Genomic DNA, 25689 nt, shown 5'->3' with positions numbered 1-25689 from the left:
TCCGGCGGGCGGACCGCCCGTCGGAGACCCCCGGATCAGGAGTTGAGTCGCCAGATCGACAGGTTCAGCGCGGCGGCGAAGGTGACCCAGGCCCAGTACGGCAGCAGCAGCGCGGCCGCGACCCGGGACACCCGGGCGAACAGCACCACGGTGAGGCCGATCGCCGACCACATCACCACGATCTCGGCGAACGCCAGCCCGTACTGCCCCACACCGAAGAACAGCGGGGTCCAGGCGGCGTTGAGCACCAGTTGGGCGGTCCACGCCCAGAGCGCCGGGGAGAAGCCGACCCGCCGCCACACCAGCCAACCGGCCACCGCGATCAGGGCGTACAGCAGCGACCAGACCGGGCCGAACAGCCACGAGGGCGGCGCCCAGCCGGGCTGCCGCAGGCTCGCGTACTCGTCGGTGGTGCCCTGCACGCCCAGCCCGCCGAGGGCGGCCGCGACGAAGACGGCCGCCGCGAAGCCGACGAGGGCCCACCACTGTCGCCGACCGGAGGTCGTCGGAGCGTCCTGAGATGTCTCCATAATCAAGATGTTTCCGTGTGGCGCCAGCTCAAACCGCCCGGAAAAGAAGGCGCCGGGATCGCCGCAATCGGTGCTCCTGTCGGGAGGACGGAGCTCCGGTCGCGGCGACCCCGGCGGGTCCCGGTGTTATGACGTGCGCGCGTCAATTGAAGATGCTGACACCACCCGGGCCGACCAACAGCCCGACAACGATGAGGACGATGCCCCACAGGATCTGCCGGCGGAACAGCGCGAGGATGCCGGCGACCACGAGTACGACTGCGAGAATCCAGAGAATCAGCTCCATGACCTCTGACTACCCGACTGGCCGATCGGGGAAACCTGGTCCGTGTCGAGTTGATCGCCGACGTGGAAGACGCTGTACGCCTGCTTGATCACCGGGTGCGCGACGTTGCGCACGCGTACCCCACCGGGGGTCGTGCCGCGCTCGGTCCCGGCGTGCGCGTGCCCGTGCAGCGCCAGGGCCGTGGGGGCCGAGTCGATCGCCTGCCCCAACTGGTACGACCCCAGGAACGGGTAGATCTCCAGCGGCTCGCCGGCCAACGTGTCCGGTACCGGTGAGTAGTGCGTGAGGGCGACGAGCATGTCGCACTCCAGCGAACGGAGCGCCGCACCGAGGCTCTCGGCGCTCTCGTTGGTGGTCCGGACGAACGCCTTCATCTCCGGCTCGCCGAAGTCGCTCGCGCACCGCCCGGCGAACCCGCCACCGAAGCCCTTCACACCGGCGATGCCGAGCCGGCCGCCCGCGCAGTCCAGCACGACGCCGTTGCCCTCCAGGACGGTGATGCCCGCGTCCTCCAGCACCTTGACCACCTGTGGCACCTGGTCACACTGGTGGTCGTGGTTGCCGAGCACGGTCACGACCGGCACGGCCAGGCCACCGAACTCCTCCGCCACGCAGCGCGCCTCGGCCTCGGTGCCGTGCCGGGTCAGGTCACCGGCCAGCAGCAACACGTCGGCGCAGTCCGGTAGCTCCTCCAGCGCGGGGCGGAACCGACCGACCACGTCCTCGTCCAGATGTACGTCGCCCACGGCGGCGATCCGGATCACCATGGAACCTCCCTCAGGGCAGTTGCTCGATCTCCGTGGGCGCCTGGGCGCGGATCACTCCGATGTCGCTGGTGACCGGCACGTCCGGGAAGCGCTCGGACACCCGGCGCAGGATCTCCTCCCGCCGGTGCGGGCTCTCCACCTCGCCGTAGAGCACGATGGCGCGTTCCCGCCGGACGACGGTGATCCCCTGCTCGGCGACGGAGGGGTCCTCGGCGAGGAGCCGTTGGATCTCCGCTTCGACGTACTCGTCGGGCGGCCCGGCGTCGATGTCGCGTTGGTGGGTCACGATGTCCCCTCTCCGGTCGGGCTGCCGGTGGCCGGCACCACCTCCAGCCGATCCAGCAGCACCAGGAACGCCTCCGCGTACGGCGAGTGCTGCGTCTCCTTGCGTACCCGTTCCCAGTCGATCTGTTCCCGCAGCGATCGGGCCAACGGCAGGCCGCGGGCGAAGTCGCAGTAGTGCTGGGAGAAGCTGAGCAGCTTGTGCACCATCAGCTGGGTGGCGGACAGCACCGGCATGTGGATCGCGTCCACCGGCCGGACGACCGTCTCGGCGAACGTCTCCTCCGTCACCGGCGTCTCGATCGGGCGGTGGATCAGGTCCACCATCCGGTCGTCGTCGAAGACCTTCACCAGCCAGTCCTCCGGCGGGCGCTCGGCCACGAACCCGGCGGTGACCAACGCCTCCAGGGCCTGCTCCACGTCGGCCTCCCGGATCAGGAAGTCGACGTCGTGGTCGCTGGAGTGGCCTCCGTGGGCGTAGACGGCGAAGCTGCCGCCCAGGGCGAACGGGATCTCGGACTGCTTGAGCACGGCGGCGACCTTCTTCAGGGTGTGCACCAGACTCTCGTCCCCGCGCTCAGCCATCTGGTTCTCCCGTCTTCGTATCGGTGGACCGGCGGTTGGATTTCGAACTCCGGTACCCGGCATTCCGGTCGGCCACACCTGCTGCCGTCGCGGTCGGGCGTCAACAGGGATGAACCTCCACAAACCACGCGGAGCAGGTGCGTGGGTCGGATAACCTGTGGAAGGTGGCCAGATCAACGGGGATGCGTCGACGCAAGGCCCGGTTGCGCACCGTCGCCCTGATCGGCATCGACGGCTCCGGCAAGACCACCCAGGCGCACCGGCTGGCCGACGCTTTGACCGCGGCCGGCCGCCCGGCGAAGTACCGCCGCAACGCCAGCGGCCGGCGTTGGCTCGCCCGTCTCGCCCACCGGCTCGGACGCCCCGACGCCCAGCGGCTCGTCGGGCGGGACGGCGTCCTGGCGGTGGAGTCCGTGCTGCGCTGGCTCGCCATCGCCGTAGCTCTGATCAGTTGCCTGCTCACCGGTCGGACAGCGGTGATGGACCGCTACTCGGCCTGTCAGTACGCGAGCATCCGCGCGAACGGCGGGCAACGCTGGGAGCGGCTGGCGCGGGCCGGTTACCGGCTCTTCCCGACGCCGCAGGTGACCTTCCTGCTCTCCGTGGACCCGGCGGAGGCGTACCGGCGGATCGAGGAACGCGGCACCGACCACGAGACGATGGGCTGGCTCACCGCCGCCGACACCGCCTACCGGACGCTCCCCGAATACCCCACCTTCGTGTTGGTGGACGCGGGCCGCCCGGCCGAGGAGGTGAGCGAGCAGATCCAGGCGCACCTGGAGACCTGGCTGCCGTCGTCCTCCACCGAGCCCCGGGACGCGGGCCCGTTGGCGGCTCAGGCCCGCCCGTAGACCGGCACGGTGGCGCCGCTCGTCGGAGCGGAGTCCGCCGAGGCGAGGAAGCGGATCACCGGGGCGATCTCCGCCGGGGTCACCCAGCGCGAGTGGTCGGCATCCGGCTGGGCGGCCCGGTTGGCCGGGGTGTCGATGACGCTGGGCAGCACGGTGTTGCAGCGCACCCCACGGTGCCGGTACTCCACCGCCACCGTGTTGGCGAAGGCCAGCACCGCCGCCTTGGCCGTCGCGTAGCCGGCCGCGCCGGCGAACGGGGCGACCGCCGCCCGCGCCGACACGCAGACCACCGCGCCGTCACCGGCCGACATCAGGTGGGGTAGGGCGGCCTGGGTGACCAGGTAGGTCGGCCGCAGGTTGACGGCGAGCATCCGCTCGAAGTCCTCGACCGGCGTCTCGTGCACCAGGCCACCGCTGGCGTACCCGCCGACCAGGTTGACCACGGCCCGCAGTGGCGCCGCCGGTTCGCCGGCGGCGACCTCGACCGCTTGCGCGACGTCCGCCGGATCGCTCAGGTCCGCGACGAGTCGGACCACGTCCGCCGCCGGCTCCGATCCGGGCCGGGCTTTCCGCTGGGGTACGACCACCCGCCAGCCCGCCTCGACGAACGCGGAGACGACCGCCCCTCCGAGCCCGCCGCTCCCGCCGGTAATCAGAACACTCCGCCCCACCATGCCCCCCACGCTAAACCCCCCTCCCCGCCCCCCGCCCCCCTCCCCGCCCGCGCCCCGCCTCCCGCCCCGTTGATCATGACGTTGTCGCCATGACACGCCGACCTGAGTGGTGACAACGTCATGATCGCGGTCTGCCGTGAGCAGAGTGGTTGGGATCTTGGGCGGTCGGGGGCGCAGGATCGGCGGATGCGGATTCTGATTCTCGGTGGGACGCGGTTCCTCGGTCGGGCGGTGGCGCAGCTCGCCGTCGCGCAGGGGCACGACGTGACGTGCGCCGCTCGTGGTGTCTCCGGCGCCGTCCCGGACGGGGTCCGGTTCGTACCGGTCGACCGGGACGACCCCGACGCGCTGGTGCCGCTCGCCGGCGACGGCTTCGACGCCGTGGTCGACGTGACCCGACAGGTCAGCCATGCCCGGCACGCGCTCGCCGCGCTCGCCGATAAGGTCAGCCACTGGTCGTTCGTCTCGACGATCTCGGTGTACGCCGACAACACCACACCTGGTCAGACCGCTGTCGACGCACCGGTGCTGGCGGCGGCCCCGCCGGACGTGGACGGGCCGGAGGGCCCGGACCACACCTGGTACGGCGAGTGCAAGGTGAGCATCGAGCAGGCGGTTCGGGAGCGGGTCGGCGTGGACCGGTCGTTCATCTGCCGGGCGGGGCTGATCGTCGGTGTCGAGGACCCGAGCGACCGCTTCCCGTACTGGGTGCGGCGGCTGGCGGCCGGTGGCGAGGTCCTCGCGCCCGGGCGTCCCACCGACCGGGTGCAGTTCGTGGACGTCGCCGACCTGGCGGGCTGGTTGCTGCACGCCGCCGGCACCCGCCTCGGTGGCACGTACGACGGCGTCGGGTCAGCGATGACCCGGGCCGACTTCCTGGCCGGGGTGGCCGCCGGGCTGGACGTGGCCGACCCCGCCCTGACCTGGGTGGATCAGGACTTCCTGGCCGCCCACGACGTGCGCGAGTGGTCCGGGGAGCGGGCACTGCCGCTCTGGGTGCGACTGCCGGAGTCCGGTGGCCTGATGGCCCGCGACGCCCGACCGGCTCTGGCCGCCGGGTTGGCGGTCCGTCCGTTGTCCGACACCGTTCGGGCGACCGCGTCCTGGATGGCAGCACACCCGGCCGCCGTACGGCAGGGTGGTCTCGACCCGGCGGAGGAGGCGGCGGTCCTGCGGGAGTGGCAGGCTGTGCGGGACCGGTGATCCCGGCAGTCGAACACTTTCCCCCACCCGGACAGTCGTAGTTGACGCTCACGCCTGGTGAAAGTAAGTTTCATCCGTGGCGAAGAGTCCGAAGATTTCTGCGAGTCAGGAGCCCGGTGGGCTGATCGTCCACATCAGCGGGCTGTTGCCGTCGTTGTCGCCCGCCGAGCAGCGGGTCGCCCGGCTGGTCGTGTCCGACCCGGCCGCCGCCGCCCGGCGGACCATCACCGACCTCGCCACCGCCGCGGAGACATCCGAGGCGACAGTAATCCGGTTCTGCCGTTCGGTGGGCATGGACGGTTACCCCCAACTGCGCATCCGCCTCGCCGCCGAGGCGGCCCGCCGGATCGAGCCGCCGGACGCCCGGGTGGTCGGCGGTGACATCCCGCCCGGCGCCGACCTCGCCCAGATCATCGCCACCATCGCGTTCAACGACGCCCGTGCCGTGGAGGAGACCGCCGAGCAACTCGATCCCGCCGTCTGCGAGCAGGTGGTCGAGGCGATCAGCGGCGCCGGTCGGATCGACATCTACGGTGCCGGCGCCAGTGGATTCGTCGCCTCGGACTTCCAGCAGAAACTGCACCGGATCGGCCGGATCGCCTTCTACTTCCCGGACGTGCACACCGCGCTGACCTCGGCGGCCCTGCTCGGCCGGGGAGACGTGGCCATCGGCATCTCGCACACCGGCACCACCTCCGACGTGATCGAGGTGCTGGAGCAGGCCCGTACCCGGGGTGCCGTCACGGTGGGGCTGACCAACTTCCCCCGTTCGCCGATCACCGAGGTGGCGGACTTCGTGTTGACCACGGCGGCCCGCGAGACCACCTACCGCTCCGGCGCGACAGCCAGCCGGCTGGCCCAGCTCACCGTGGTCGACTGTCTCTTCGTCGGGGTGGCGGCCCGCAACCGCGCCCGGGCCCGGAAGGCACTCGAGGCGACCGCCGAGGCGGTCCAGTCGCACCGGGTGGGTGCCAACCGGAGGCGGGCATGACGGCCGGCGCGGTGGAGCCGGACAAGGACATGCCAGCGCCACCCGCCCGCCCGACGATCCGGGTGGGTGCCCCCACCGAGCGGCGCAACCCGCTCAGCGTCGACCTCGACCTGATGTCGACCCGGGACGTCCTCACCGTGATCAACGACGCGGACCGGCGGGTGCCGGCGGCGGTCGCCGCGGTGCTCGACGAGATCGCCGCCGCCGTCGACCTGGCGGTCGCGGCACTGCGCGGCGGCCACCGGGTGCACTACTTCGGCGCCGGCACCTCCGGCCGCCTCGGTGTGCTCGACGCGGCCGAACTCGCCCCCACCTTCAACTCGCCCCGGCACTGGTTCTGCGCCCACCTCGCCGGCGGCCCGGACGCCATGTGGCGGGCCGTGGAGGACGCCGAGGACGACGAGCGGGGCGGTGCGGTCGAGGCGGCCAGTTGTGTACGCGCCGGTGACCTGGCGGTCGGTCTGGCGGCCAGCGGACGCACCCCGTACGTCCTCGGGGCGCTCGCCGCGGCCCGCGCCAAGGGTGCTTCGACGGTGCTGCTGTGCGCCAATCCGGAGGCCGAGGCCGCCCGGTCGGTCGACGTGTTCATCGGGGTGGACACCGGACCCGAGGTGGTCACCGGTTCGACCCGGATGAAGGCGGGCACGGCGCAGAAGTTGGTGCTCAACGCGTTCTCCACAGCCGTCATGGTGCGACTGGGGCGGGTCTACTCGAACCTCATGATCGATATGGTCGCCACCAACGCGAAGCTCCGTGGGCGAATGATCTCGATTCTGGTCGAGGCGACCGGCTGCTCCGAGCAGGTGTCCCAGCAGGCCCTCGTCGACGCCGACGGTGATCTGAAGACGGCGCTCGTCTCCCTGGTCTCCGGGGCCGAGGTCGACGCCGCCCGGGCCGCGCTGGCCCGATCCGCCCACCAGGTACGCGGCGCCCTCGCCCTGCTCGCCCGCTGACGCCGCCCTCAGGGGGCGGGAAGCGAAAGCGCCGGCGGATTGTTCATCTGGCCGGGGGGTAATAACACTCCCGATGGATGAACCGACCGGTCCGCCGCTGCGTATCTGCCAGTGACCAGGATCGCAGCGTGGTGGTGACCCGGGTCGCTGTGCCCCCGCGACTGGCGGTGTTGCCATGGTGCGGTAACCAGTCCTGTGGTGCCCGGCGGAGAGCCGCCCGGTGGGGTCCTGACAGCAAACATGGACCGTGCTCTCAGCTACTACTCAGGCATTCGTGACACTTTCGACTCACGAGACGGAATCCCCGACACGTCTCATCTGTTGTGTAGGTGTCAGCACCGCTGGGCACAGCAGAAGTTACCAGGGGTTGACGGACGTGGGGAATGGCAAGGAACCGGGCAACCGGCGCGAGCGAGGGGACCGTGGGCAACGTGGACAAGAACATCGGCATGCGAACCGACGAGGTTGCCGAGGAGCGCGACCTGGTCGGCGTCTACCTGCACGAGATCTCCCGGACGCCACTGCTGGACGCCGCCAAGGAGGTCGATCTCTCCAAGGCGATCGAGGCCGGCCTCTACGCCGAGCACCTGCTCGGTGAGGATGCCGTCCCCGCCGGTGTCGACCGGGCCGACCTGGAGTGGCTGGTCGTCGAGGGGGAGCGCGCGAAGGACCTCTTCATCCGCGCCAACCTCCGACTGGTCGTCTCGATCGCCCGCCGTTACGTGCGTTCGGGCATGCCCATGCTGGACCTGATCCAGGAGGGCAACACCGGCCTGGTCCGGGCGGTCGAGAAGTTCGACTACGAGCGTGGCTACAAGTTCTCCACCTACGCGACGTGGTGGATCCGCCAGGCGATCAGCCGGGCGATCGCCCAGCAGGAACGCACCGTCCGTCTGCCGGTGCACCTGGTGGAGGACGTCAACCGGATGCGCAACGTGGCCCGGCAGCTGACCCGTGAGTTGGGCAGTGACCCGGAGCCGGAGCAGATCGCGGCAGCGCTCGGCGTCACCGTCGAGCGGGTCAACGAGTTGCGCCGCTGGTCGCAGGACACCGTCTCGCTGGACACCCCGGTGGGCGACGACGGCGACACCAACCTCGGTGACCTGGTCGCCGACAGTGACGCGCCGTCGCCGGAGGACATCGTCCTCAGCGGTCTGGAGCGGCAGCGCATCGAGGGGTTGCTCAACCACCTCGACGACCGGTCCGCCGGCATCATGCGGGCCCGCTACGGGCTGGAGGACGGTCGGGAGCACTCGCTCACCGAGGTCGCCTCCCGGTTCTCGCTGTCCCGTGAGCGGATTCGACAGCTGGAGATCCAGGCGCTCGGCCGGCTGCGTGAGCTGGCCCGGGCGGAAGGGCTGCAGGCAGCCTGACCTGGTAGTAATTGACGGCGAACGGCCGGCGTCCGATAGGGGGACGCCGGCCGTTCACCGTCTTCGACCGTCTAGCGGACCCGGCCGTACCCCTGGATGGGCATCATGTTCATGCCCCGCTTGAGCACGTTGCGGCCGGCGCTCGGGGCGTCGATCACCTGACCGTCGCCCACGTACAGGGCGACGTGCCCGAGACCGCTGTAGAACACCAGGTCACCCGGGCGTAGGTCACCTCGGCCGATGTGGGCGACCGCACTCCACTGCATCCGCGTGTTGTGCGGTAGCGACCGCCCGGCCGCCCGCCAGGCCGCCGAGGTGAGCCCGGAACAGTCGTAGCCGTTCGGCCCGTCGCCCGCCCACACGTACGGCTTGCCCAACGCGCCGAACGCGTAGCGCACCGCAGCGCCGGCGTCACCGGCCACCGCCGGCACATTCTTGGCCTCGGTTGCCGCGGCCTTGGGCTCGGGTCGTTCGGTGGCCGCCCCGTACGCCTGCCGGCGCAGCTCGTACAGCCTGCTCAGATCCTGCTCGATCTGCTTCTTGGCCGCGGTGAGCTGACGGGCCTGCGCAGCCTGCCTGGTCAGCGTGGCGTCCAGCCGGGCCTTCTCGTCCAGCAGCCGTCGCTGGTCGGCCGTGTAACCGGAGATGCGCTCCTGCCGCTGACGGGTCAGCTGGTCGAGCGTGCCGAGGCGGTCCAGCAGCGCCGTGGCGCCCTCGGAACCCAGCAGGGCGTCGGCGGTCCGCAGGCCGCCGCTCTTGTACGCGGTGCTGGCCAGCTCGGCTACGTCGGCCTGGCTCTGCTTGGCCTGCTGTTCCAGCGGGCCGATGCGGGCCTGTAATCGGGCCACCGCGGCTTCGTTGGTCTTGATCTCCTCACGCAACTTGTTGTACGACTCGACGACCCGCTCCAGCTCGGTCGAGGACGTCTCGATCCGGCGGGTCAGGTCGGCGGGGGACGGCTCGGCGCGGGCCACCGCCGTCGGGGCGATCAGCGCGGCCGACATGCCGGCCAGCGCGATGGTACGCAGCAGGTTTCTCAGGGATGACAAGAGCGAAAGGCCCCTCTCCCACGGCCGCCGGGGCTGCTGACGCCCTCGGCGACACCGGCCGGGGCCATCCGGGCGGACGGCACTGGGCCGGACCGGCTCGCCCAACCTAACCCGGGACGGCTGTCGCTCGCAGTTGAAGCAGGGGCGAATGTTGGCGATGTGGCCGGTCGTATCCCTGCGTCGGGTGGCGTCATCGTGACTGATGACGCGTGGAAAGAGAGGCGAACCGTCCTTTCGGCGAAGTATTGACGGATACACGACTTTCGTCGTTCCGGGCGTATGCCGCCGGATATCTGCTCGCCATAACCGATAAAACCTGAAATGGATGCTGTTTCTCGGCGATGTCGCCGCTTGGGGGAGCGGGTCGAGAGTCGACAAATACACAGGTCAGCTGGCGGTGCCGCAACACAATGAACGGAGCCGGGAATCCCGTCGACAGGTAGCGATGCCTGCCCGGATCCACCCCGGCCAACCGTCCCCCGCGGGAGGAACCGTGGAACGTGAAGGCGCAGGAACGCGGCCGCCGCGAACGGCGCCGGGCACCCGGTCGACCCTGCTGTACGCGCGGCCCGGCATCATCGTGACCGTCGACCGGTTCACCGCCGGCCGAACCAGCTACCAGGTGGCCGACCTGACCCACCTGCGTACCACCCGAGGCCCGCACGACCGGATCGCCGTCCGGGCCGTCGTCGTCACCGCCGGCATGCTCGGCGGTGTCGGGCTGCTGCTCGGCTTCACCGGTGGTCTGCACCGCCTGACCGCCGGGGCGTACCTCATCCTCGGCGCGGTGTTCCTGCTTCCGGCGGCCCTGGCGATGGTCGGGGATCGCTGGCGGCCACCGCCCTACGAGCTGTGGGGGTGGTACCGGGGAACCGAGGTGCTGTTGTTCAGCGCTGACGACGAGCGGCAGTTCGGCCAGGTCACGCGGGCGCTGCTGCGGGCTCGGGAGGTCAACCGGTACGGCGGGTGGGTCGACCCGCTCGCCTCGGCCGAACCGTGGCGGCCGAACCGTTGACCCCGACGGCGGTGGGCCGGCGCGGAACCGGTGTCGGCCCACCGGCGGCTCAGCGGGCGACCGGCTCCGGCGTCCGCTGCTCCTGCGGCGCAGCCACCCAGGCGCTGACCCGGCGCTCGGCGTAGAACGAGACGAACGGCACGGTGCCCGCCAACATCACCAGCAGCATCCGCTTCAGCGGCCAGTCGGCTCGACGGCTCAGGTCGAACGCGGCGACCAGGTAGATCATGTAGAGGAAGCCGTGCGCCGGCCCCACCGTCTCCACCACCACCGGGTTGTCGAACACGTACTTCAGTGGCATGCCGATCACGACCAGCAGGATCAGCACCACGCCCACGATCCAGGCGATCACGCGGTACCGGGTAAGGGCAGCGCCCACCTTCGTCCGTCCTTCCGAACCCGGCTCAGCCGGGATAGTCACCGGGCCGGGCGCCCGGATTGGCGTTCAACCATGACAGGTAGTGGTTGTAGGCGGCCAGATCGGTGTCCTCGACGGCGTCGCCGCCGACGGGCGTCCGGGCGACCCGCACCGGCCGGCGCACCGTCGGTCGGGAACCGGCGACCTCCGGTGCGATCTCGGAGTCCGTGTCCGCGTTCACCGGCGGCGCGTCGGCGTCCACCGCCCGACGGCGGGCCAGCTTCACCTCGCGCCACCAGACGTAGACCACGAAACCGGCGAAGATCGGCCACTCGACCGCGTACCCCCAGCTCAGGCTGTTGCCGGCGGCGGCCCGGCTGACCTGCCACCAGCCCAGCCCGAGGAAGCCCACGGTCAGCACGACCATGGCCACGTGGCGCGCGATCCACGCCGGGGTCCAGAGCCGCCTCATGGCATCGAGGGTACCGGGGGCGGCGTCGGTCTCCGACACCGTGTCGTAGTTGCCGCGTCGCCGCCGTGGTTTGGCCGCACCACGCTTGGGCAATCGTCTAGACGCCAGCCCAAACGAGATCAAGGGGGGCGATCATGACCGGATCGGTACGCGAGGACGGCTACGCGTCCGGCGGCAACACCGAGATGAGCCCGGAGCAGCGGGTGCCCGAGTGGGGCGGCGACGACCTCGCCGACCCGGCCGGCGCCACGAGTCCGGACGGCGATCTACCCGGCGTCGACCCGACGGAGTTGACCGACGAGGATCTGATCCGCGAGATGCACAGCCTGCACCGCACCCGCCTCGACACCCTGCGCCACGCGGCGGACTCGGCGCTCGCCAACCACCTGCGTCGGACCGCGGAACTCGAGACCGAATACCTGGCCCGCCACCCAGGCCGGGAGGTCGACCCCGGCCGCCTGCGGGACGCCTGATGCCGGCCCGCGCCGTACGCGGCGTGTCCGCACCGCCCGAGGTGGTCTTCAACACAGCCACCGACCCGGATCGCGCCTCGGCGTGGCTGCCGGAGGCGCTGCGCGGCGACGGAAGCCCCGCCGCCGAGATCGACGGCGAGGAGCTGCGCGCCCGCTGGGGCGGCGGCGACGACTGGTCCGCCGAGCTCCGGGTGGAACCGGCCGACGCCGGTGGCGCCCGGATCCAGCTCGACCTGGCCGACGGGTCGGGGGAGCCCGGCCCGGACCAGTTGGCCGACGAGGCACTCACCAACCTGGCCCGCGAGGTCGCCGACAACCTCCAGGCCGGCTGAGCGGGCCCACGCGGGACGCCGGTCCCGCACGACCATGACAGGGGAGGAGAACGGGTGAGCGACACTGGCCTGCGAGAGAAGGCGACGCGGCTGCGGCGGGCGTACGCGCCGCACGAACACCGGCCGCTCGGCGGCTACCTGGCGGCGATGGGCGTCTACGCCGGGGTGACCGGGGCGCTCGCCGGTCTGGTCAAGGTGACCGGTCGGCCGGTGCCGGATCGTCCCGCCCCGTCCGACGTGGTGCTGCTCTCCATCGCCACCCACAAACTGAGCCGGCTGCTGTCCAAGGACGCGGTGACGAGCCCTCTGCGGGCGCCGTTCACCCGGTACGACCGTCCGATCGGCAGCGGTGAGGTGATGGAACAGGTCCGCGACTCGGGCAGCCCCACCCGGCACGCCATCGGCGAGTTGCTGAGCTGCCCGTTCTGCCTGGCGGTCTGGGTGGCCACCGGGCTGACCGGTGGCCTGGTGCTCGCGCCCCGGCTGACCCGGCTGGTGGCCACAGCGCTGACCGCGGTCGCCGCCTCCGATTTCCTCCAGATGGCGTACGCGACGGCGCAGCAGGCCGCCGAAGGCGGGCATGACGACGACTGACGAGCAGTGACGGAAGGGGCCGGCACCGCCGGCCCCTTCCGTCTGTCGTACGTCTCAGCGCTGCATACCGGACCAGCCGTGCGGCGACTCCGGCTCCCGCTCGTCCTCGTCCGCGCCGGTGATGATGTCCCGGTCCACCGCCGTCCTGTCGTGCTCGTTGGCGAAGTCCGGCTCGGGGGTGGTGTCCCTGCCCTTCGGCGGCTGACCCAGCGCCGGCACCTTCTCGTCGTGGTCCTCGTTGTCGGTCATGTCGGTGTCCCTTCTACGGAGCTGGCGAAGTCGCTCACGCAACGGACCGGGTGCGGTCGCTCACCCTACGGAGCCGCCCAGTAGGTCGCTGGCCTCGTCCACCGAGTACTCGCCCTCGGGCAGCGCGTCGACTCGGGCGAGCAGGTCCGCCGGAAGCCCGGCGGCCACCGCGTGGCGGTAGATCTCGCCCTGGTCGACCCGCTCCTGCGCTCGGAAGACGTCGTCGAGCAGGTTGTCGAGGGCCCGGGTGTCCGGCTCGCCGGCCACTGATGCGTCGTCGGTCACCTCGATCAGCTACCCGGGCCGGAATCGGTCAAACGTCGCGCCAACGAGGGCCGCCTGCGCCGGCACCAAGGACCTCATGCGCCTCCTTTGCTCTGCACCCACCCATGCACCGGTGACGGACCGTGACTGTCGCATCGACGGGTGCAAAGCAAAGGAGGTGGCTGATACTGCGCCGCCGCCGCCGCCGCCGCCGCCGCCGCCGCCGCCGTCGCCGTCGCGCCGCCGCCGCCGTCGCGTCCCGCCGCCACGTCGCGCCGCCGTCGGGGTCGTGCGAGGGACGTCTGGGGTGTGGCGGGCCGTCGGAGCCGCCTCGGAGCCGGGGCTCGGGGTACAGACAGCGCCGCCCCCGGCCTTGTGGGCCGGGGGCGGCGCTGGTGTCGGTGTGCAGGTCGCCTCTCGGCGAGTGGCACTGCGCGGCTCCAGCCGGACGGTATTCCGCGAAGGCTGTTTAGGTGAGGCCCGGGGACACTGGACACACCGACACCCCAGTCAACCAGCCGACCCCGGCTCGTGTTCCGGACCCTGCGGTGTCGGCCGTCACACCGTCAGACCGTCGTCGGCAGGGTGGCCCGTCGTGCCCGCACGGCGGAGGCCAGGTGTTCGAGCACCTCGGCGGTGTCGTCCCAGCCGAGGCAGGCGTCGGTGACCGAACGGCCGTACTCCAACTCCCGGGTCGGGTCGAGCTCCTGTCGGCCGGGCAGCAGGAACGACTCCAGCATCACGCCGGTGATCCCGCGCTGCCCGGCGGCCATCTGGGCGGCCACGTCCGCGGCGACCTTCGGCTGGTTGCGGTGATCCTTGCCGCTGTTGGCGTGACTCGCGTCGATCACCAGGCGCTCCGGCAGCCCGGCCGCGCGGAGCAGGTCGATCGCGCCGGCGACGGACTCCGCGTCGTAGTTGGGTCGGCCGCCCCCGCCGCGCAGCACCAGGTGCCCGTCCGTGTTCCCTCGGGTGTGCATGATCGCCGGAGTGCCGGAGAAGTCGATACCGGGGAAGACGTGCGGCACCCCGGCGGCGCGGATCGCGTCCACGGCCGTGCCGATGCTGCCGTCGGGGCGGTTCTTCATGCCGATCGGCATGGACAGGCCGGAGGCGAGCTGCCTGTGCACCTGGCTCTCCACGGTGCGGGCGCCGATCGCGCCCCAGGCCACCGTGTCCGCGATGTACTGCGGCGTGATCGGGTCGAGGAACTCGCAACCCACCGGCAGGCCGAGGCGCAGCACGTCGAGCAGCAGCGACCGGGCCAGCCGCAGGCCGGTGTTGACGTCCCCGCTGCCGTCCAGACCGGGGTCGTTGATGAGGCCCTTCCAGCCGACCGTGGAACGGGGCTTCTCGAAGTAGACCCGCATCACGATCAGCAGGTCGTCGGAGAGCCGGTCGGCGGTGCCGCGCAGCCGCTCGGCGTATTCCAGGGCGGCGGCCGGATCGTGCACCGAGCAGGGGCCGACCACCACGAGCAGGCGGTCGTCGGCACGGTCCAGCACCCGGCCCACCGCCCGACGGCCGTCCAACACGGCCGAGGCGAGCGGTGCGTCCAGGGGTAACTCGTGGTGCAGCAGGGCGGGCGTGGTCAACGGCACGACGCGGTCGATCCGTTGATCGCTGACCCGATCGGTCTCCGGGGTCGTCACGGTGGGAATCCTTCCGCCGACCGCGCCCGGGGCCGGTGCCCGGGGAAGCCGGCTGCTCGTACGCAAAAGGGCAGGAACGAAAGCTCCTGCCCAGCCGGCTCGGTCCGTGGTGACGTCAGATCATGGTGAAGTCACCGGCGTGCGAGCCGGCTGCCTAAACCATCGATACGAACGCGTCACGTCGCCCAGCGTACCCGACCGGATGCGGAAGCCCGCTTCCTCGTCCCAAGATGCGGAGTGAACATCGCGTGTCACGGTCGACGGCGGGGTAACAGGGGTGCCATGACTGACGAGCAGAGCGATCACGACCGCGTGGAGTCCCGCGCCCACCACCTCCTGCCCGAGGAGGAGGCCGTGGGCAGCGACGACCCGGAGGCGCAGGCGGAGGCCATCCTCGCCGAGTCGGACATCCGCGAGGAGGACCAGAACGCGGCACCGGACACGGTGCTGGAACGTCGTACCTCGGATCAGACGGTGGTCGCGGCCGAACCTCCGGACTGAGCGTTCGCCCCGCGGGCCCGGCGTGACCCCCGGTAGGTGTGCTCGCGCAGCCAGGCCAACGGGCCGGCCACCCGAAGGTCGGGTGGCAGGTTGCGCACCGGGTCGAACGCGAGGGCGGCGTCCTCCTCGGCGTCGAGTTCCGCGCCGAAGCTGATCTGCCCCACCGGCCGCCACGGCCCCACGGCGGACGCGACAGCGAGCACCAGGCGCGGCGTGTCCGCCCGGGTCGCGGCGGCCACCGTGCCCAGGCTGCGTCCGAGGCCGACCGAGTCGGGGTCGGCCAGCGCGGCCAGCCAGATCCGCCGTCGGCCCACGCGATAACCCATGATCGAGGTGTACGTCCCGGTGAAGTCACGCCGGGGCAGCGGCAGGTTACGCAGCACCGGGGCCGCGCCGCTGGAACTGACCAGCAGGTCGAAGGGGTGGTCGCCGTCGCGGTGCAGGCGCATCGCGAGGCCCAGCACGTCCGGCCAACTGCCGGGCGTCGGCGTGCCCTTGGACAGCCGGACGGTGGCCCGGTAGCGGCCGGGATCGTCCAGCAGGCGGGCCCCGGTCGGTGGTCCGGGCGTACCCCAGATCATCATCTCGCCGGTGAAGGAGCGACCGGCCGGATGCAGCAACCGGCCGCGGCGCCGGCCCAGCGCGGCGCTGGCGCGTTCGACGGTGGTGGCGAGTCGGGACGGCGGGGTGACGGTCATCGTCCTCCGGTACCCCGAGCGGCGGTCCTGATGCGGGCGGTCGGCTCGCCGACGGACCGCACGTCACCTTTCCGCCCCCGAGATCGGATAGCGTCGGGGCATGCCCGACAGCGGTTACCCCTGGCCCATCGAGACGTCCCGACTGGACAACGGCCTGCGCGTGGTGGTGAGTGAGGACCGCACCGCGCCGGCCGTGGCGGTCAACCTCTGGTACGACGTCGGCTCCCGCCACGAGCCGGCCGGGCAGACCGGCTTCGCGCACCTCTTCGAGCACCTGATGTTCGAGGGCTCGGCCAACGTGGCGAAGACCGAACACATGAAGTTGATCCAGGGCTCCGGCGGCTCGCTCAACGCCACCACCAACCCGGACCGGACCAACTACTTCGAGACGGTCCCGGCCGAGCACCTGGAGTTGGCGCTCTGGCTGGAGGCCGACCGGATGGGCGGCCTCGTCCCGGCGCTCACCCAGGAGACGCTGGACAACCAGCGCGAAGTGGTCAAGAACGAGCGCCGGCAGCGCTACGAGAACGTTCCGTACGGGGATGCCTGGCTGCGGTTGCTGCCGCTGCTCTACCCGCCGGGGCACCCGTACCATCACGCGACGATCGGCTCGATGGCCGACCTGAACGCCGCCGACCTCGCGACCTTCCAGGCGTTCCACCAGACCTACTACGCGCCCAACAACGCGGTGCTCACCGTGGTCGGTGACGCCACCGCCTCCGACGTGTTCGCTCTGGCCGACAAGTACTTCGGCGCGCTGCCCCCGCGCGACGACATCCCGCCCGCCCCGGACGGCCGCAGTGTCCCGGCCACCGGGCAGACCGCCGTCGAGTCGGTCAGCGCCGACGTGCCGGCACCTCGGGTGTACATCGCCCACCGCACCTACGCGTACGGCAGCCCGGAGTACAACGTGATCACCGTGCTCGCCACCGTCCTCGGTAGCGGTCGGGGCAGCCGGCTCTACCAGCGGCTCGCCGACGGTGAACGGATCGCCCAGCCGGACTCGGTCGGTGCGTACGGGGTGGACCTCGCGCACGCCCCGGCGCCGCTGATCGCCACCGCCACCGCCCGCCCCGGGGTGAGCGCCGAGCGGCTGGCCGAAGGGCTGGCCGAGGTCGTCGACGAACTGGCCACCGTGCCGGTCACCGCCGCCGAACTCGACCGGGCCAAGGCGTTGCTCAGCACCGGGTGGTGGCGTCAGATGTCCACCGTGGACGGTCGTGCCGACCTGCTCGGCCGGTGCGCCACCCAGTTCGGTGACCCGGCCCGCATCGCCGACCAGTTGCCGGGCCTGCTCGCGGTGACCGCCGAACAGATCGCCGAGGCCGCCGCCGAGGTGCTCGCCACCGACCGGGTGACCCTGACCTACCTGCCCGAGGAGACCTCATGACGCTGATCGCCGACCGTCCCGGCCCGGGTGCCGCGCGCCCGTACCGGTTCCCGCAGGTGGTCCGCCGTTCCGTGGCCGGTGGTCAGGTCGTCGCCGCGCACCTGCCGGGGCAGAACCTCGCCGTGGCCCTGCTGCTGCTCGACGTGGGCGCGGGCCAGGAGCCGGTCGGCAAGGAGGGCCTGTCCGCTGTGCTGGCCAAGGCACTGGAGGAGGGGACCGCGCAGCGGGACGCCGCCGCGTACGCGCTCGCCGTCGAAGGGCTCGGCACCGCGTTGACGACCGGGCTGGACTGGGACTCGTTCCAGGCCAGTGTGGTGATCCCGGTGGACCGGCTCGGCGCGGCCGTGGAGCTGCTCGCCGAGGCGGTCCGTACGCCCCGACTGGATCCCGCCGACGTGCGCCGGGTCCGCGACGACGAGGCGACCGCGCTGCGGATGGACTGGGCCAACCCGGGCCCGCGCGCCGACGCCGCCCTGCGCGCTGACCTGTTCGGCGCGGAGAACCGTTGGGGGCGTCCCATGCACGGCGACCCGGACTCGGTCGCCGGCTTGGACGTGGAGGACGTCACGGTCTTCCACTCCGAGTGGTTCCTGCGCCCCGGCACCCTGGTCGTCGCCGGGGACCTGGACCGGATCGACCTGGACGCGTTGGCCGCGTCGGCGTTCGCGGGCACGGGCGGCGGTCCGGCCGAGCGGGGCGGCCCGATCGACGTACCCCTGCACACCGGCCGGCGGATCATCCTGGTGGACCGCCCCGGTTCGGTGCAGTCGACGCTGCGGCTGGGCCACCCGTCGCCGTACCGGGCGCACCCCGACCACGTGCCGATGACGCTCGCCGGCACGGTGCTCGGCGGGGCGTTCACCTCCCGGCTCAACCACCTGCTCCGCGAGGTGCACGGCTACACGTACGGCATCCGGGGTGACTTCGCGTCGTCCCGGCGGTTCGGGCGGTTCGCCGTCAGCTCCGGCGTGCAGACGGCGGTCACCACACCGGCTCTGGTGGAGGCGGTGGGTGAGATCACCCGTACCCAGGCCACCGGGGTCACCGAGGACGAGCTGGAGGTGGCCCGGTCCTGGCGGGCCGGGCAGCTCTCGGTCGAGTTGCAGAGCCCCCGGGCGATCGCCTCCGCGCTGACCACGCTCGTGGTGCACGACCTGCCCGACGACTACCACGCCCGGCTGCGGGAGTCGCTGCTGGCGGCGGACGTCGACCAGGTCTCCGCGGCGGCGGCCACCCACCTGCACCCGGACGCGCTGACGCTGGTCATCGAGGGCGACGCCGCAGTCATCCGCGACGACCTGACCGCGGCAAACCTGGGCGACCTGATCACCTGACCCCCGCCGCCCTTCCGCCCTCCCGCGCGCCCTCCTCCCCACCCGCGCGCCCTCCCGCGCTGATCATGAAGTTGTTGTCACCCGCACGGCGTGTCGTAGCGATAACTTCATGATCAACGGCTGAAGGCGGGGCGGAAGGCGTGGGAGGGGCGGGGTGGGAGGGAGGGCGGGGGTGTGATGCGGGACCCGGGGGGTGGGAAAGGACTCCCGGGTTCGGGGGCCGGCTGGGTAGCCTCCGGGGCATGAGGATCGGCATTGTGGGGTCCACCGGCCAGGTCGGTGGCGTGATGCGGCAGGTGCTGGCGGAGCGGGAGTTCCCGGCGGAGCAGGTGCGGTTGTTCGCCTCGGCGCGGTCCGCCGGGCGTACGCTGCCATGGCGCGACGGTGAGGTGACCGTGGAGGACGCCGCGACAGCGGACTACTCCGGGCTGGACATCGTGCTCTTCTCCGCCGGTAAGGGCACCGCGCGGGAGTTGGCCCCCCGGGTCGCCGAGGCCGGCGCCGTGGTGATCGACAACTCGTCGGCGTTCCGGATGGACCCACAGGTGCCGCTCGTGGTCGCCGAGGTCAACCCGCACGCCGCCCTGGACCGCCCGAAGGGCATCATCGCCAACCCGAACTGCACCACGATGGCCGCGATGCCGGTGCTGCGCCCGCTGCACGCCGAGGCGGGGCTCGTCGGCCTCGTCGTGTCCACGTACCAGGCGGTTTCCGGTGCCGGGCTGGCCGGCGTCGCCGAGCTGGACGAGCAGGTCCGCAAGGTCGCCGAGCACGCCGCCGGGCTGGCCTTCGACGGGTCGGCCGTGGAGTTCCCCGCGCCGCGGTCGTTCGCCGAGCCGATCGCCTTCAACGTCCTCCCGCTGGCCGGTTCGATAGTCGACGACGGTTCGTTCGAGACCGACGAGGAGCAGAAGCTCCGCAACGAGAGCCGCAAGATCCTGGAGATCCCCGACCTGAAGGTGTCCGGGACGTGCGTCCGGGTCCCGGTCTTCACCGGTCACTCGCTTCAGATCAACGCCCGGTTCGCCCGGCCGCTCACCCCGCAACGCGCGCACGAGCTGCTTGCCGACGCGCCCGGCGTGGCACTGACCGACGTCCCGACACCGTTGCAGGCCGCCGGGCAGGACCCGACCTACGTGGGGCGGATCCGCGCCGACGAGACGGTGGAGTACGGGCTGGCGCTGTTCTGCTCGAACGACAACCTCCGCAAGGGTGCCGCGCTGAACGCGGTGCAGCTCGCCGAGCTGGTCGCCGCCGAACGCCGCTGACCGTCGCGTCGCCCCGAGCCCTCGCCGGTCGACGGCGAGGGCTCGGTCGCGTTCCGGGCGGCGGTCGGCCGGGCATGCTTGGATGGACGGAGCCGACGTCCACCTGGAGGAGACCGTGCCGGACGACCGCACCCAGCAGGCGTTGACCGACCTGATCGCCAGTCGCTCGATGGGCGTGCTCGCCACCATCAAGCGGGACGGGCGGCCACAGATGTCCACAGTGGTCTACTCCTTCGACCGGGACGCGGGCGTGATCCGGATCTCGGTCACCGACGGTCGCGCCAAGACCGCCAACCTGCGCCGGGACCCCCGGGCCAGCTTCCACGTCGGCAGCGAGGACGGCTGGGCGTACGCGGTGGTGGAGGGTCGCGCCGAACTGACCCCGCCCTCCACCGAACCCGGCGATGCCACGGTCGAGGAACTGGTGGGCCTGTACCGGGCACTGCGCGGCGAACACCCCGACTGGGCCGAATACCGGCAGGCCATGGTCGACGAGGGGCGGCTGGTGCTGCGCGTACACGTGGAGCGCGTCTACGGAATGCCGCCCCAGGGCTGACCCGCCGACGTCGGCGATTCCTGTTCAGCCCGCTGCTCGCGGCCGTGCTCTTCCTGCTGCTGCCCGTCTTCTGTGCCCTGACCAGCAGCGGATTCTACGAGCTGCGGCGACTGCGCCGATAGCCCGGCGAGCAGTGGGCGTTACCCCCTCCCGGGCGGCGGGTAGACGGGCCGTGCCGACACCGAGAGGGGAGCACCATGACAACGGTCGGAGAGTTCATGACGACCCGGTTGGTGACGATGGACGGCAACGACACGCTCATCGCGGCCGCGCAGGAGATGCGGGACAGCGCGATCGGTGACGTGGTGGTGACCGACGGAGACAGTGTGGTCGGCATCGTCACGGACCGGGACATCACAGTCCGGGGTGTCGCGGAGAACATGGATGCGGGCTCGACGCGGCTGAACCAGATCACCACCCGCGACGTGATCACGGTCAGCCAGTACGACGACGCGGTGGCCGCCGCGGACCTGATGCGTACCTATGCCGTACGCCGGCTCCCGGTCATCGACGACGGGCGTCTGGTCGGCCTGGTCTCGATGGGTGACCTCGCGGTCGAACGCGAACCGCAGTCGGTGCTCGCGGACATCAGCGCCGACGACCCGAACAACTGACCGTCCGCCGCGGGCACGCCGGCCCTTCCCCGCAGGGGGAAGGGCCGGCGCTGCGCAAACCCATCCGCGCCCGCCCGCCCCATCCCGCCCCGCGCCCATCCCGCGCCCGCCCCAAGCCGGTGATCAAGAGGTTTGCGTCAGCGTCTCCGGCGTGTCGTGACGCAAACCTCTTGATCACCGGGGGGCGCGGAGGCCGGGGGGCGGGGGGGGCGGGGGGCGCGGGGGCCGGGGTCGGGGGGTGGGGCAGGGGGCGTGGGGTGGGGGGAGTTGGGGGTCACCCTATTCGGGCGAGGTTGGGTGGGGGGCGTGCGGGGACCCGTGCGGGGACGTTCGACGCCGGCCGTCCGCGCGAGGCGAGCGCGGTGGGTGGGATCCCGGGCCCGGCAACTGGGAGGAGTGGACCCGATGGTGGACGCGACCACGAGGTTCTTCGAGGACCTGGACCGGCGGGGGTACGAGCCCCTGCTGGCGAAGACCTCCGGGACACTGCGTATCGACCTGCACGAGGGGGCGCAGACCCGGCACTGGCTGCTGAGGATCGACCACGGCCGGCTCAACGTGAGTCAGGAGGACCGGGAGGCCGACACGGTCATCGGTGCCGATCCGGTCCTGTTCGACGACATCGCCGCCGGGCGTGAGCACGGCCTGGCCGCGCTGTTGCGGGGGGACATGACGGTGTCGGGTGACGCTCGTCTGATCGTGCAGGTCGAGCGGATCTTCCCGGGTTCCCCGGACGCCCGTGGGCCCCGTCGCCGCTTCGTCGGGGAGGTGCACTGATGGGGCAGAGCAACACGATCCGGATCCTGGACGGCAACACGTTCGTCGTCTGCGAGGACACCGGCGACATCGAGGCGACGCCGAGCGAGCCGACCGGGCTCTTCTCCATCGACACCCGTTTCCTGTCGACGTGGGTGCTGACCGTCAACGGTGAGCGGCTCAACTCGCTCTCCTTCGACGACCTGCAGTACTTCGAGTCGCGGTTCTTCCTGGTTCCGGGCATGGCCACGCATTACGTGGACGCGAAGCTGTCGATCATCCGGGAGCGCGTGGTGGGCAGCAGTTTCCGGGAGCAGGTCACCATCCTCAACCACGACGAGAAGCCGGTCGACCTGGAAGTGCGGATGGACGCGGCGTCGGACTTCGCGGACCTGTTCCAGGTCAAGGACGAGATCCTGAACAAGAAGGGCGAGATCTACACCGAGGTCGAGTCGGATCGGCTGCGGCTCGGGTACCGGCGGGGCAACTTCCGGCGCGAGACGGTCATCTCCTCGTCCATGTCGCCCCGGTTCGACAACAAGGGGTTCGCGTACACCGTGCACCTGGAGCCCAACGAGCAGTGGAACGCCTCGATCCACGTCGAGACGCACGCGGTCGGGCCCGGTGGTCGGGACCTGCGTCTGGGTCTGCGCATGCGCGACACCGAGCGGCTCGCCCTGCAACACGACCTGGAGCAGTGGATCGCCGACGCCCCGAAGGTCAACAGTGAGCACGGTCGGGTGTCCAGCACGTACCGGCGCAGCCTGATCGACCTGGCCGCGCTGCGCTTCTCGCCGCTGTCGCTGGGTGGTGCCACCCTGCCGGCCGCCGGTCTGCCCTGGTTCATGACCATGTTCGGCCGGGACAGCATCCTGACCTGCCTGCAGACGCTGCCGTTCACGCCGCAGTTGTCGAAGACGACGCTGCGCATCCTGGCCTCGTTGCAGGGCAGTCGATTCGACGACTTCCGGGACGAGGACCCGGGTCGCATCCTGCACGAGATGCGCTACGGCGAGACCGCGGCCTTCGAGGAGCAACCGCACTCGCCGTACTACGGCTCCGTGGACGCGACGCCGCTGTTCGTCGTCCTGCTCGACGAGTACGAGCGGTGGAGCGGTGACGTCGCGCTGGTCAAGGAGTTGGAGCAGGAGTCCCGGGCGGCGCTGAAGTGGATCGACAACTACGCCGACCTGGTGGGCAACGGCTACATCTGGTACGAGCGGCGCAACACCGACACCGGCCTGGAGAACCAGTGCTGGAAGGACTCCTGGGACTCGATCTCCTACTCCGACGGCACCCTGCCGCCGTTTCCCCGGGCCACCTGCGAGGTGCAGGGGTACGCGTACGACGCGAAGATCCGCGGGGCCCGGTTGGCTCGGGAGTTCTGGGGTGACCCGGAGTTCGCCGACCAGTTGGAGCGGGAGGCGGCGGAGCTGAAACAGCGGTTCAACCGGGACTGGTGGGTGGACGACGGCGGGTACTTCGCCCTGGCCCTGGACCCGGACGGCCGCCAGTGCGACATCCTCAGCTCCAACATCGGCCACCTGCTGTGGAGCGGGATCGTGGACCCCGAGCGGGCGGAGAAGCTGGCCGAGCACCTGGTGGGGCCGCGGCTGTTCTCCGGTTGGGGCGTACGCACCCTGGCCGAGGGGGAGACCAGGTACAACCCGATCGGCTACCACAACGGCACGATCTGGCCGTTCGACAACTCCTTCATCGCCTGGGGTCTGCGCCGGTACGGCTTCGCCGAGGAGGCCGCCACCATCGCCAACGGCATCCTGGACGCGGCCACGTACTTCGGCGGGCGGTTGCCGGAGGCGTTCGGCGGTTACCCGAGGGAGCTGACGAAGTTCCCGGTGGAGTATCCGACGGCGTGCAGCCCGCAGGCCTGGTCCACCGGTACGCCGCTGCTGTTGTTGCGGACCATGCTCGGCCTGGAGCCGCACGAGGGGCACCTGGCGGTCGAGCCACGGCTGCCGGTGGGCATGGGACGGATCGAGGTGCTGGACATCCCGGGTCGGTGGGGTCGGGTGGATGCGTTCGCCCGGGGCCGACTGGACCTGAACGAACTCGACGACTGAGGAACCGACCGACGAACCGGCGGCGGCACGCCTGTCGTGTCGCCGCCGGTTCGCCACTCGGCCGAACCCCAGCCCGGCGGGGTAGATTCTGCGGATGCCGGAGCTCGTGTACCCGCCCGTTATCGCCACCGCCAAGACGATGTTCCGTCTCCTCGACCTGAAGATCACCATCGAGGGCGCCCACCACGTACCCCGCACCGGCGGGGCGGTGTTGGCCAGCAACCACGTCAGCTACCTCGACTTCATCTTCGCCGGTCTGGGTGCCAACGCGTCCGGTCGGCTGGTCCGGTTCATGGCCAAGGACTCGGTCTTCACGCACCGGATCTCCGGCCCGCTGATGCGCGGCATGCGGCACATCCCGGTGGACCGGCAGGCCGGCGCGGCCTCGTTCCGCGCCGCGGTGAGTGCGCTGAAGCAGGGGGAGGTCGTCGGCGTCTTCCCCGAGGCGACGATCAGCCGGTCGTTCACCGTCAAGGAACTCAAGAGCGGCACGGTCCGGATGGCCCGCTCGGCGAAGGTGCCGGTGTTGCCGGTCGCGCTGTGGGGCACCCAGCGGCTCTGGACCAAGGGTCGGCCCCGCACGCTGACCCGCCGGCACACCCCGATCACCATCCTGATCGGCGAGCCGATCGAGCCGGCGGACTTCCCGGACCCGAACGTGCTGGCCGCCGAGCTGACCACCCGGCTCAGCGCTCTCGTCGACCGGGCCCAGCGGGAGTACCCGGAGAAGCCGACCGGCCCGGAGGACACCTGGTGGCTGCCGGCGCACCTGGGCGGCACCGCGCCCACGCCGGAGGAGGCCGCCGCCCTGGACGAGGCAGCCGAGCACAGCACCCCCAGCGCCTGACGCCGCCGTGGCCGGATCGTTCCGCACCCGGGCATGATGGTGTCTCCCGGTGTGGTCCTCATCCGGTCAGGATCTTCAGGCATGAGCAGAGCAGCACTCGTCGTGATCGACGTCCAGGAGTCCTTCCGTCAACGCCCGATCTGGGCGTACGGCTCGAACCCCGACCTGGTCCGCCAGGTCGACCGGCTGGTCGCCGCGGCCCGCGAGCGCGGCGACCTGGTGGTCTGGGTCCTGCACTCGGAGCCCGGCACGGGCGGGTTGTTCGACCCCGACCTCGGGCACGTGCGGCTGATCGACGGGCTCGCCCCGGCCGACGGTGAGCCGACGCTGGTGAAGACCGCGCACAACGCGTTCACCACCACGAACCTCGCGCAGGTGCTCACCCTGGCCGGCGTTCAGGACATCACCGTCTGCGGCATCCGCACCGAGCAGTGCGTGGAGACCACCACCCGGGTCGGCGCCGATCTCGGCTACCGGATGACGTTCGTCACCGACGCCACGTTGACCTTCCCCATCCCACACCGGGACCTGCCGGAGACCGCCACGGTCGAGGAGATCCTCGCCGACCCGCGCACCCTCACGAACGAGGAGATCGTCACCCGCACCGAGTACGCGCTGGCCGGCCGCTTCGCGACTATCCGCACCGTGGACGAGGTCACCGGCGCGACACTCGCCGGCACCCGGGGCTGAC

Annotated in this window: 32 protein-coding genes; 19 read left to right on the top strand and 13 right to left on the bottom strand. The window is 71.4% G+C overall.

Annotated elements, in window-relative coordinates:
* Positions 1 to 35: 35 nt before the first annotated feature.
* From O7616_RS30395 to O7616_RS30375, 5 genes are all read right to left on the bottom strand, one after another.
* Entirely contained in the window at positions 36 to 530 is a 495-nt protein-coding gene (locus O7616_RS30395) for a TspO/MBR family protein (RefSeq protein ID WP_282305039.1), read from the bottom strand.
* A 142-nt stretch (positions 531 to 672) separates the two neighbouring features.
* Complete coding sequence (locus tag O7616_RS30390) at positions 673 to 816, bottom strand: GPGG-motif small membrane protein (RefSeq protein ID WP_007464364.1); 144 nt, start codon at positions 814 to 816, stop codon at positions 673 to 675.
* Positions 807 to 1583, bottom strand: a complete 777-nt coding sequence (locus tag O7616_RS30385; RefSeq protein ID WP_282256982.1) for a metallophosphoesterase — start codon at positions 1581 to 1583, stop codon at positions 807 to 809. The genes O7616_RS30390 and O7616_RS30385 overlap by 10 nt, the downstream gene beginning before the upstream one ends.
* A gap of 10 nt (positions 1584 to 1593) precedes the next feature.
* Positions 1594 to 1869: a hypothetical protein gene (locus tag O7616_RS30380; RefSeq protein WP_282305038.1), complete on the bottom strand. Its 276-nt coding sequence runs from the start codon at positions 1867 to 1869 to the stop codon at positions 1594 to 1596.
* Positions 1866 to 2450 (bottom strand): nucleotidyltransferase, encoded by a 585-nt coding sequence (locus tag O7616_RS30375; protein WP_282305037.1) that lies wholly within the window; start codon positions 2448 to 2450, stop codon positions 1866 to 1868. Before O7616_RS30375 ends, O7616_RS30380 begins: the two co-directional genes overlap by 4 nt.
* Before the next feature lie 164 nt (positions 2451 to 2614).
* Here O7616_RS30375 and O7616_RS30370 point away from each other — a divergent pair, with 164 nt between their 5' ends.
* Entirely contained in the window at positions 2615 to 3301 is a 687-nt protein-coding gene (locus O7616_RS30370) for a thymidylate kinase (protein WP_282256985.1), read from the top strand.
* Here O7616_RS30370 and O7616_RS30365 read toward each other — a convergent pair.
* Positions 3286 to 3975 carry an SDR family NAD(P)-dependent oxidoreductase gene (locus O7616_RS30365; RefSeq protein WP_282305036.1) on the bottom strand — a complete coding sequence of 230 codons (690 nt, stop codon included), beginning with the start codon at positions 3973 to 3975 and terminating at the stop codon, positions 3286 to 3288. The two genes, O7616_RS30370 and O7616_RS30365, sit on opposite strands and share 16 nt — an antisense overlap.
* 186 nt (positions 3976 to 4161) lie before the next feature.
* Here O7616_RS30365 and O7616_RS30360 point away from each other — a divergent pair, with 186 nt between their 5' ends.
* The 4 genes from O7616_RS30360 to O7616_RS30345 all read left to right on the top strand — a co-directional run bounded on the left by O7616_RS30360 (position 4162) and on the right by O7616_RS30345 (position 8495).
* Positions 4162 to 5178 carry an NAD-dependent epimerase/dehydratase family protein gene (locus tag O7616_RS30360; protein WP_282305035.1) on the top strand — a complete coding sequence of 339 codons (1017 nt, stop codon included), beginning with the start codon at positions 4162 to 4164 and terminating at the stop codon, positions 5176 to 5178.
* 76 nt (positions 5179 to 5254) lie between these two features.
* The gene (locus O7616_RS30355; RefSeq protein WP_282256988.1) at positions 5255 to 6169 is read left to right on the top strand and encodes a MurR/RpiR family transcriptional regulator; all 915 of its coding nucleotides are present in this window, start codon (positions 5255 to 5257) and stop codon (positions 6167 to 6169) included.
* Positions 6166 to 7122 carry an N-acetylmuramic acid 6-phosphate etherase gene (gene murQ / locus O7616_RS30350; protein ID WP_282305034.1) on the top strand — a complete coding sequence of 319 codons (957 nt, stop codon included), beginning with the start codon at positions 6166 to 6168 and terminating at the stop codon, positions 7120 to 7122. The genes O7616_RS30355 and murQ overlap by 4 nt, the downstream gene beginning before the upstream one ends.
* 383 nt (positions 7123 to 7505) lie before the next feature.
* Positions 7506 to 8495 carry a sigma-70 family RNA polymerase sigma factor gene (locus tag O7616_RS30345; RefSeq protein ID WP_088987946.1) on the top strand — a complete coding sequence of 330 codons (990 nt, stop codon included), beginning with the start codon at positions 7506 to 7508 and terminating at the stop codon, positions 8493 to 8495.
* Positions 8496 to 8566: 71 nt separating this feature from the next.
* Here O7616_RS30345 and O7616_RS30340 read toward each other — a convergent pair whose 3' ends face one another.
* A complete protein-coding gene (locus tag O7616_RS30340) occupies positions 8567 to 9544 on the bottom strand; it encodes a C40 family peptidase (RefSeq protein WP_282305033.1) in 978 nt (325 codons plus the stop codon).
* Positions 9545 to 10037: 493 nt separating this feature from the next.
* Here O7616_RS30340 and O7616_RS30335 point away from each other — a divergent pair, with 493 nt between their 5' ends.
* Positions 10038 to 10559, top strand: a complete 522-nt coding sequence (locus O7616_RS30335; protein WP_282256991.1) for a DUF6232 family protein — start codon at positions 10038 to 10040, stop codon at positions 10557 to 10559.
* A 49-nt stretch (positions 10560 to 10608) separates the two neighbouring features.
* Here O7616_RS30335 and O7616_RS30330 read toward each other — a convergent pair whose 3' ends face one another.
* On the bottom strand, positions 10609 to 10938 hold the full coding sequence (locus O7616_RS30330; RefSeq protein WP_282256992.1) for a DUF3817 domain-containing protein: 330 nt from the start codon (positions 10936 to 10938) through the stop codon (positions 10609 to 10611).
* A 25-nt stretch (positions 10939 to 10963) separates the two neighbouring features.
* Positions 10964 to 11389: a hypothetical protein gene (locus O7616_RS30325; protein WP_282305032.1), complete on the bottom strand. Its 426-nt coding sequence runs from the start codon at positions 11387 to 11389 to the stop codon at positions 10964 to 10966.
* Between the two features lie 134 nt (positions 11390 to 11523).
* Here O7616_RS30325 and O7616_RS30320 point away from each other — a divergent pair, with 134 nt between their 5' ends.
* The 3 genes from O7616_RS30320 to O7616_RS30310 are packed head-to-tail and all read left to right on the top strand — an operon-like array spanning position 11524 to position 12788.
* Entirely contained in the window at positions 11524 to 11862 is a 339-nt protein-coding gene (locus O7616_RS30320; protein WP_282305031.1) for a DUF6158 family protein, read from the top strand.
* The gene (locus O7616_RS30315; protein WP_282305030.1) at positions 11862 to 12194 is read left to right on the top strand and encodes a hypothetical protein; all 333 of its coding nucleotides are present in this window, start codon (positions 11862 to 11864) and stop codon (positions 12192 to 12194) included. The genes O7616_RS30320 and O7616_RS30315 overlap by 1 nt, the downstream gene beginning before the upstream one ends.
* Before the next feature lie 54 nt (positions 12195 to 12248).
* On the top strand, positions 12249 to 12788 hold the full coding sequence (locus O7616_RS30310; RefSeq protein ID WP_282256996.1) for a DUF1360 domain-containing protein: 540 nt from the start codon (positions 12249 to 12251) through the stop codon (positions 12786 to 12788).
* 54 nt (positions 12789 to 12842) lie between these two features.
* On the opposite strand, the gene O7616_RS30305 is transcribed toward O7616_RS30310, so the two are convergent.
* From O7616_RS30305 to O7616_RS30295, 3 genes are all read right to left on the bottom strand, one after another.
* Positions 12843 to 13037: a hypothetical protein gene (locus tag O7616_RS30305; RefSeq protein ID WP_282256997.1), complete on the bottom strand. Its 195-nt coding sequence runs from the start codon at positions 13035 to 13037 to the stop codon at positions 12843 to 12845.
* 60 nt (positions 13038 to 13097) lie between these two features.
* The gene (locus O7616_RS30300; RefSeq protein ID WP_282305029.1) at positions 13098 to 13322 is read right to left on the bottom strand and encodes a hypothetical protein; all 225 of its coding nucleotides are present in this window, start codon (positions 13320 to 13322) and stop codon (positions 13098 to 13100) included.
* A 545-nt stretch (positions 13323 to 13867) separates the two neighbouring features.
* The gene (locus tag O7616_RS30295; protein WP_282307783.1) at positions 13868 to 14962 is read right to left on the bottom strand and encodes a 3-deoxy-7-phosphoheptulonate synthase; all 1095 of its coding nucleotides are present in this window, start codon (positions 14960 to 14962) and stop codon (positions 13868 to 13870) included.
* A 273-nt stretch (positions 14963 to 15235) separates the two neighbouring features.
* Between O7616_RS30295 and O7616_RS30290 the strand changes: the two genes are divergently transcribed.
* A complete protein-coding gene (locus O7616_RS30290) occupies positions 15236 to 15454 on the top strand; it encodes a hypothetical protein (protein ID WP_282305028.1) in 219 nt (72 codons plus the stop codon).
* Here O7616_RS30290 and O7616_RS30285 read toward each other — a convergent pair.
* On the bottom strand, positions 15421 to 16152 hold the full coding sequence (locus tag O7616_RS30285) for a phosphodiesterase (protein WP_282305027.1): 732 nt from the start codon (positions 16150 to 16152) through the stop codon (positions 15421 to 15423). The genes O7616_RS30290 and O7616_RS30285 overlap by 34 nt on opposite strands.
* Before the next feature lie 100 nt (positions 16153 to 16252).
* Between O7616_RS30285 and O7616_RS30280 the strand changes: the two genes are divergently transcribed.
* From O7616_RS30280 to O7616_RS30240, 9 genes are all read left to right on the top strand, one after another.
* On the top strand, positions 16253 to 17542 hold the full coding sequence (locus O7616_RS30280) for a pitrilysin family protein (RefSeq protein ID WP_282305026.1): 1290 nt from the start codon (positions 16253 to 16255) through the stop codon (positions 17540 to 17542).
* Positions 17539 to 18876 (top strand): pitrilysin family protein, encoded by a 1338-nt coding sequence (locus tag O7616_RS30275; protein ID WP_282305025.1) that lies wholly within the window; start codon positions 17539 to 17541, stop codon positions 18874 to 18876. The genes O7616_RS30280 and O7616_RS30275 overlap by 4 nt, the downstream gene beginning before the upstream one ends.
* A gap of 242 nt (positions 18877 to 19118) precedes the next feature.
* Positions 19119 to 20144, top strand: coding sequence for an aspartate-semialdehyde dehydrogenase (locus tag O7616_RS30270; protein ID WP_145779286.1), 1026 nt, complete (start codon positions 19119 to 19121; stop codon positions 20142 to 20144).
* An 82-nt stretch (positions 20145 to 20226) separates the two neighbouring features.
* A complete protein-coding gene (locus O7616_RS30265; RefSeq protein ID WP_282305024.1) occupies positions 20227 to 20700 on the top strand; it encodes a PPOX class F420-dependent oxidoreductase in 474 nt (157 codons plus the stop codon).
* 197 nt (positions 20701 to 20897) lie between these two features.
* Positions 20898 to 21314, top strand: a complete 417-nt coding sequence (locus tag O7616_RS30260; protein ID WP_145779288.1) for a CBS domain-containing protein — start codon at positions 20898 to 20900, stop codon at positions 21312 to 21314.
* A gap of 405 nt (positions 21315 to 21719) precedes the next feature.
* Positions 21720 to 22091 carry an SCP2 sterol-binding domain-containing protein gene (locus O7616_RS30255; protein ID WP_282257005.1) on the top strand — a complete coding sequence of 124 codons (372 nt, stop codon included), beginning with the start codon at positions 21720 to 21722 and terminating at the stop codon, positions 22089 to 22091.
* On the top strand, positions 22091 to 24151 hold the full coding sequence (locus O7616_RS30250) for a glycogen debranching N-terminal domain-containing protein (protein WP_282305023.1): 2061 nt from the start codon (positions 22091 to 22093) through the stop codon (positions 24149 to 24151). The genes O7616_RS30255 and O7616_RS30250 overlap by 1 nt, the downstream gene beginning before the upstream one ends.
* 94 nt (positions 24152 to 24245) lie before the next feature.
* Entirely contained in the window at positions 24246 to 24998 is a 753-nt protein-coding gene (locus O7616_RS30245; protein WP_282257007.1) for a lysophospholipid acyltransferase family protein, read from the top strand.
* Positions 24999 to 25079: 81 nt separating this feature from the next.
* Positions 25080 to 25688, top strand: coding sequence for an isochorismatase family protein (locus O7616_RS30240; RefSeq protein ID WP_282305022.1), 609 nt, complete (start codon positions 25080 to 25082; stop codon positions 25686 to 25688).
* Position 25689 lies beyond the last annotated feature (1 nt).

This window comes from Micromonospora sp. WMMD964 (assembly GCF_029581455.1).
Lineage (GTDB): Bacteria > Actinomycetota > Actinomycetes > Mycobacteriales > Micromonosporaceae > Micromonospora.
Note: the sequence above shows the minus strand (reverse complement) of the source record. Positions and strands in the feature narration are given on the sequence as shown.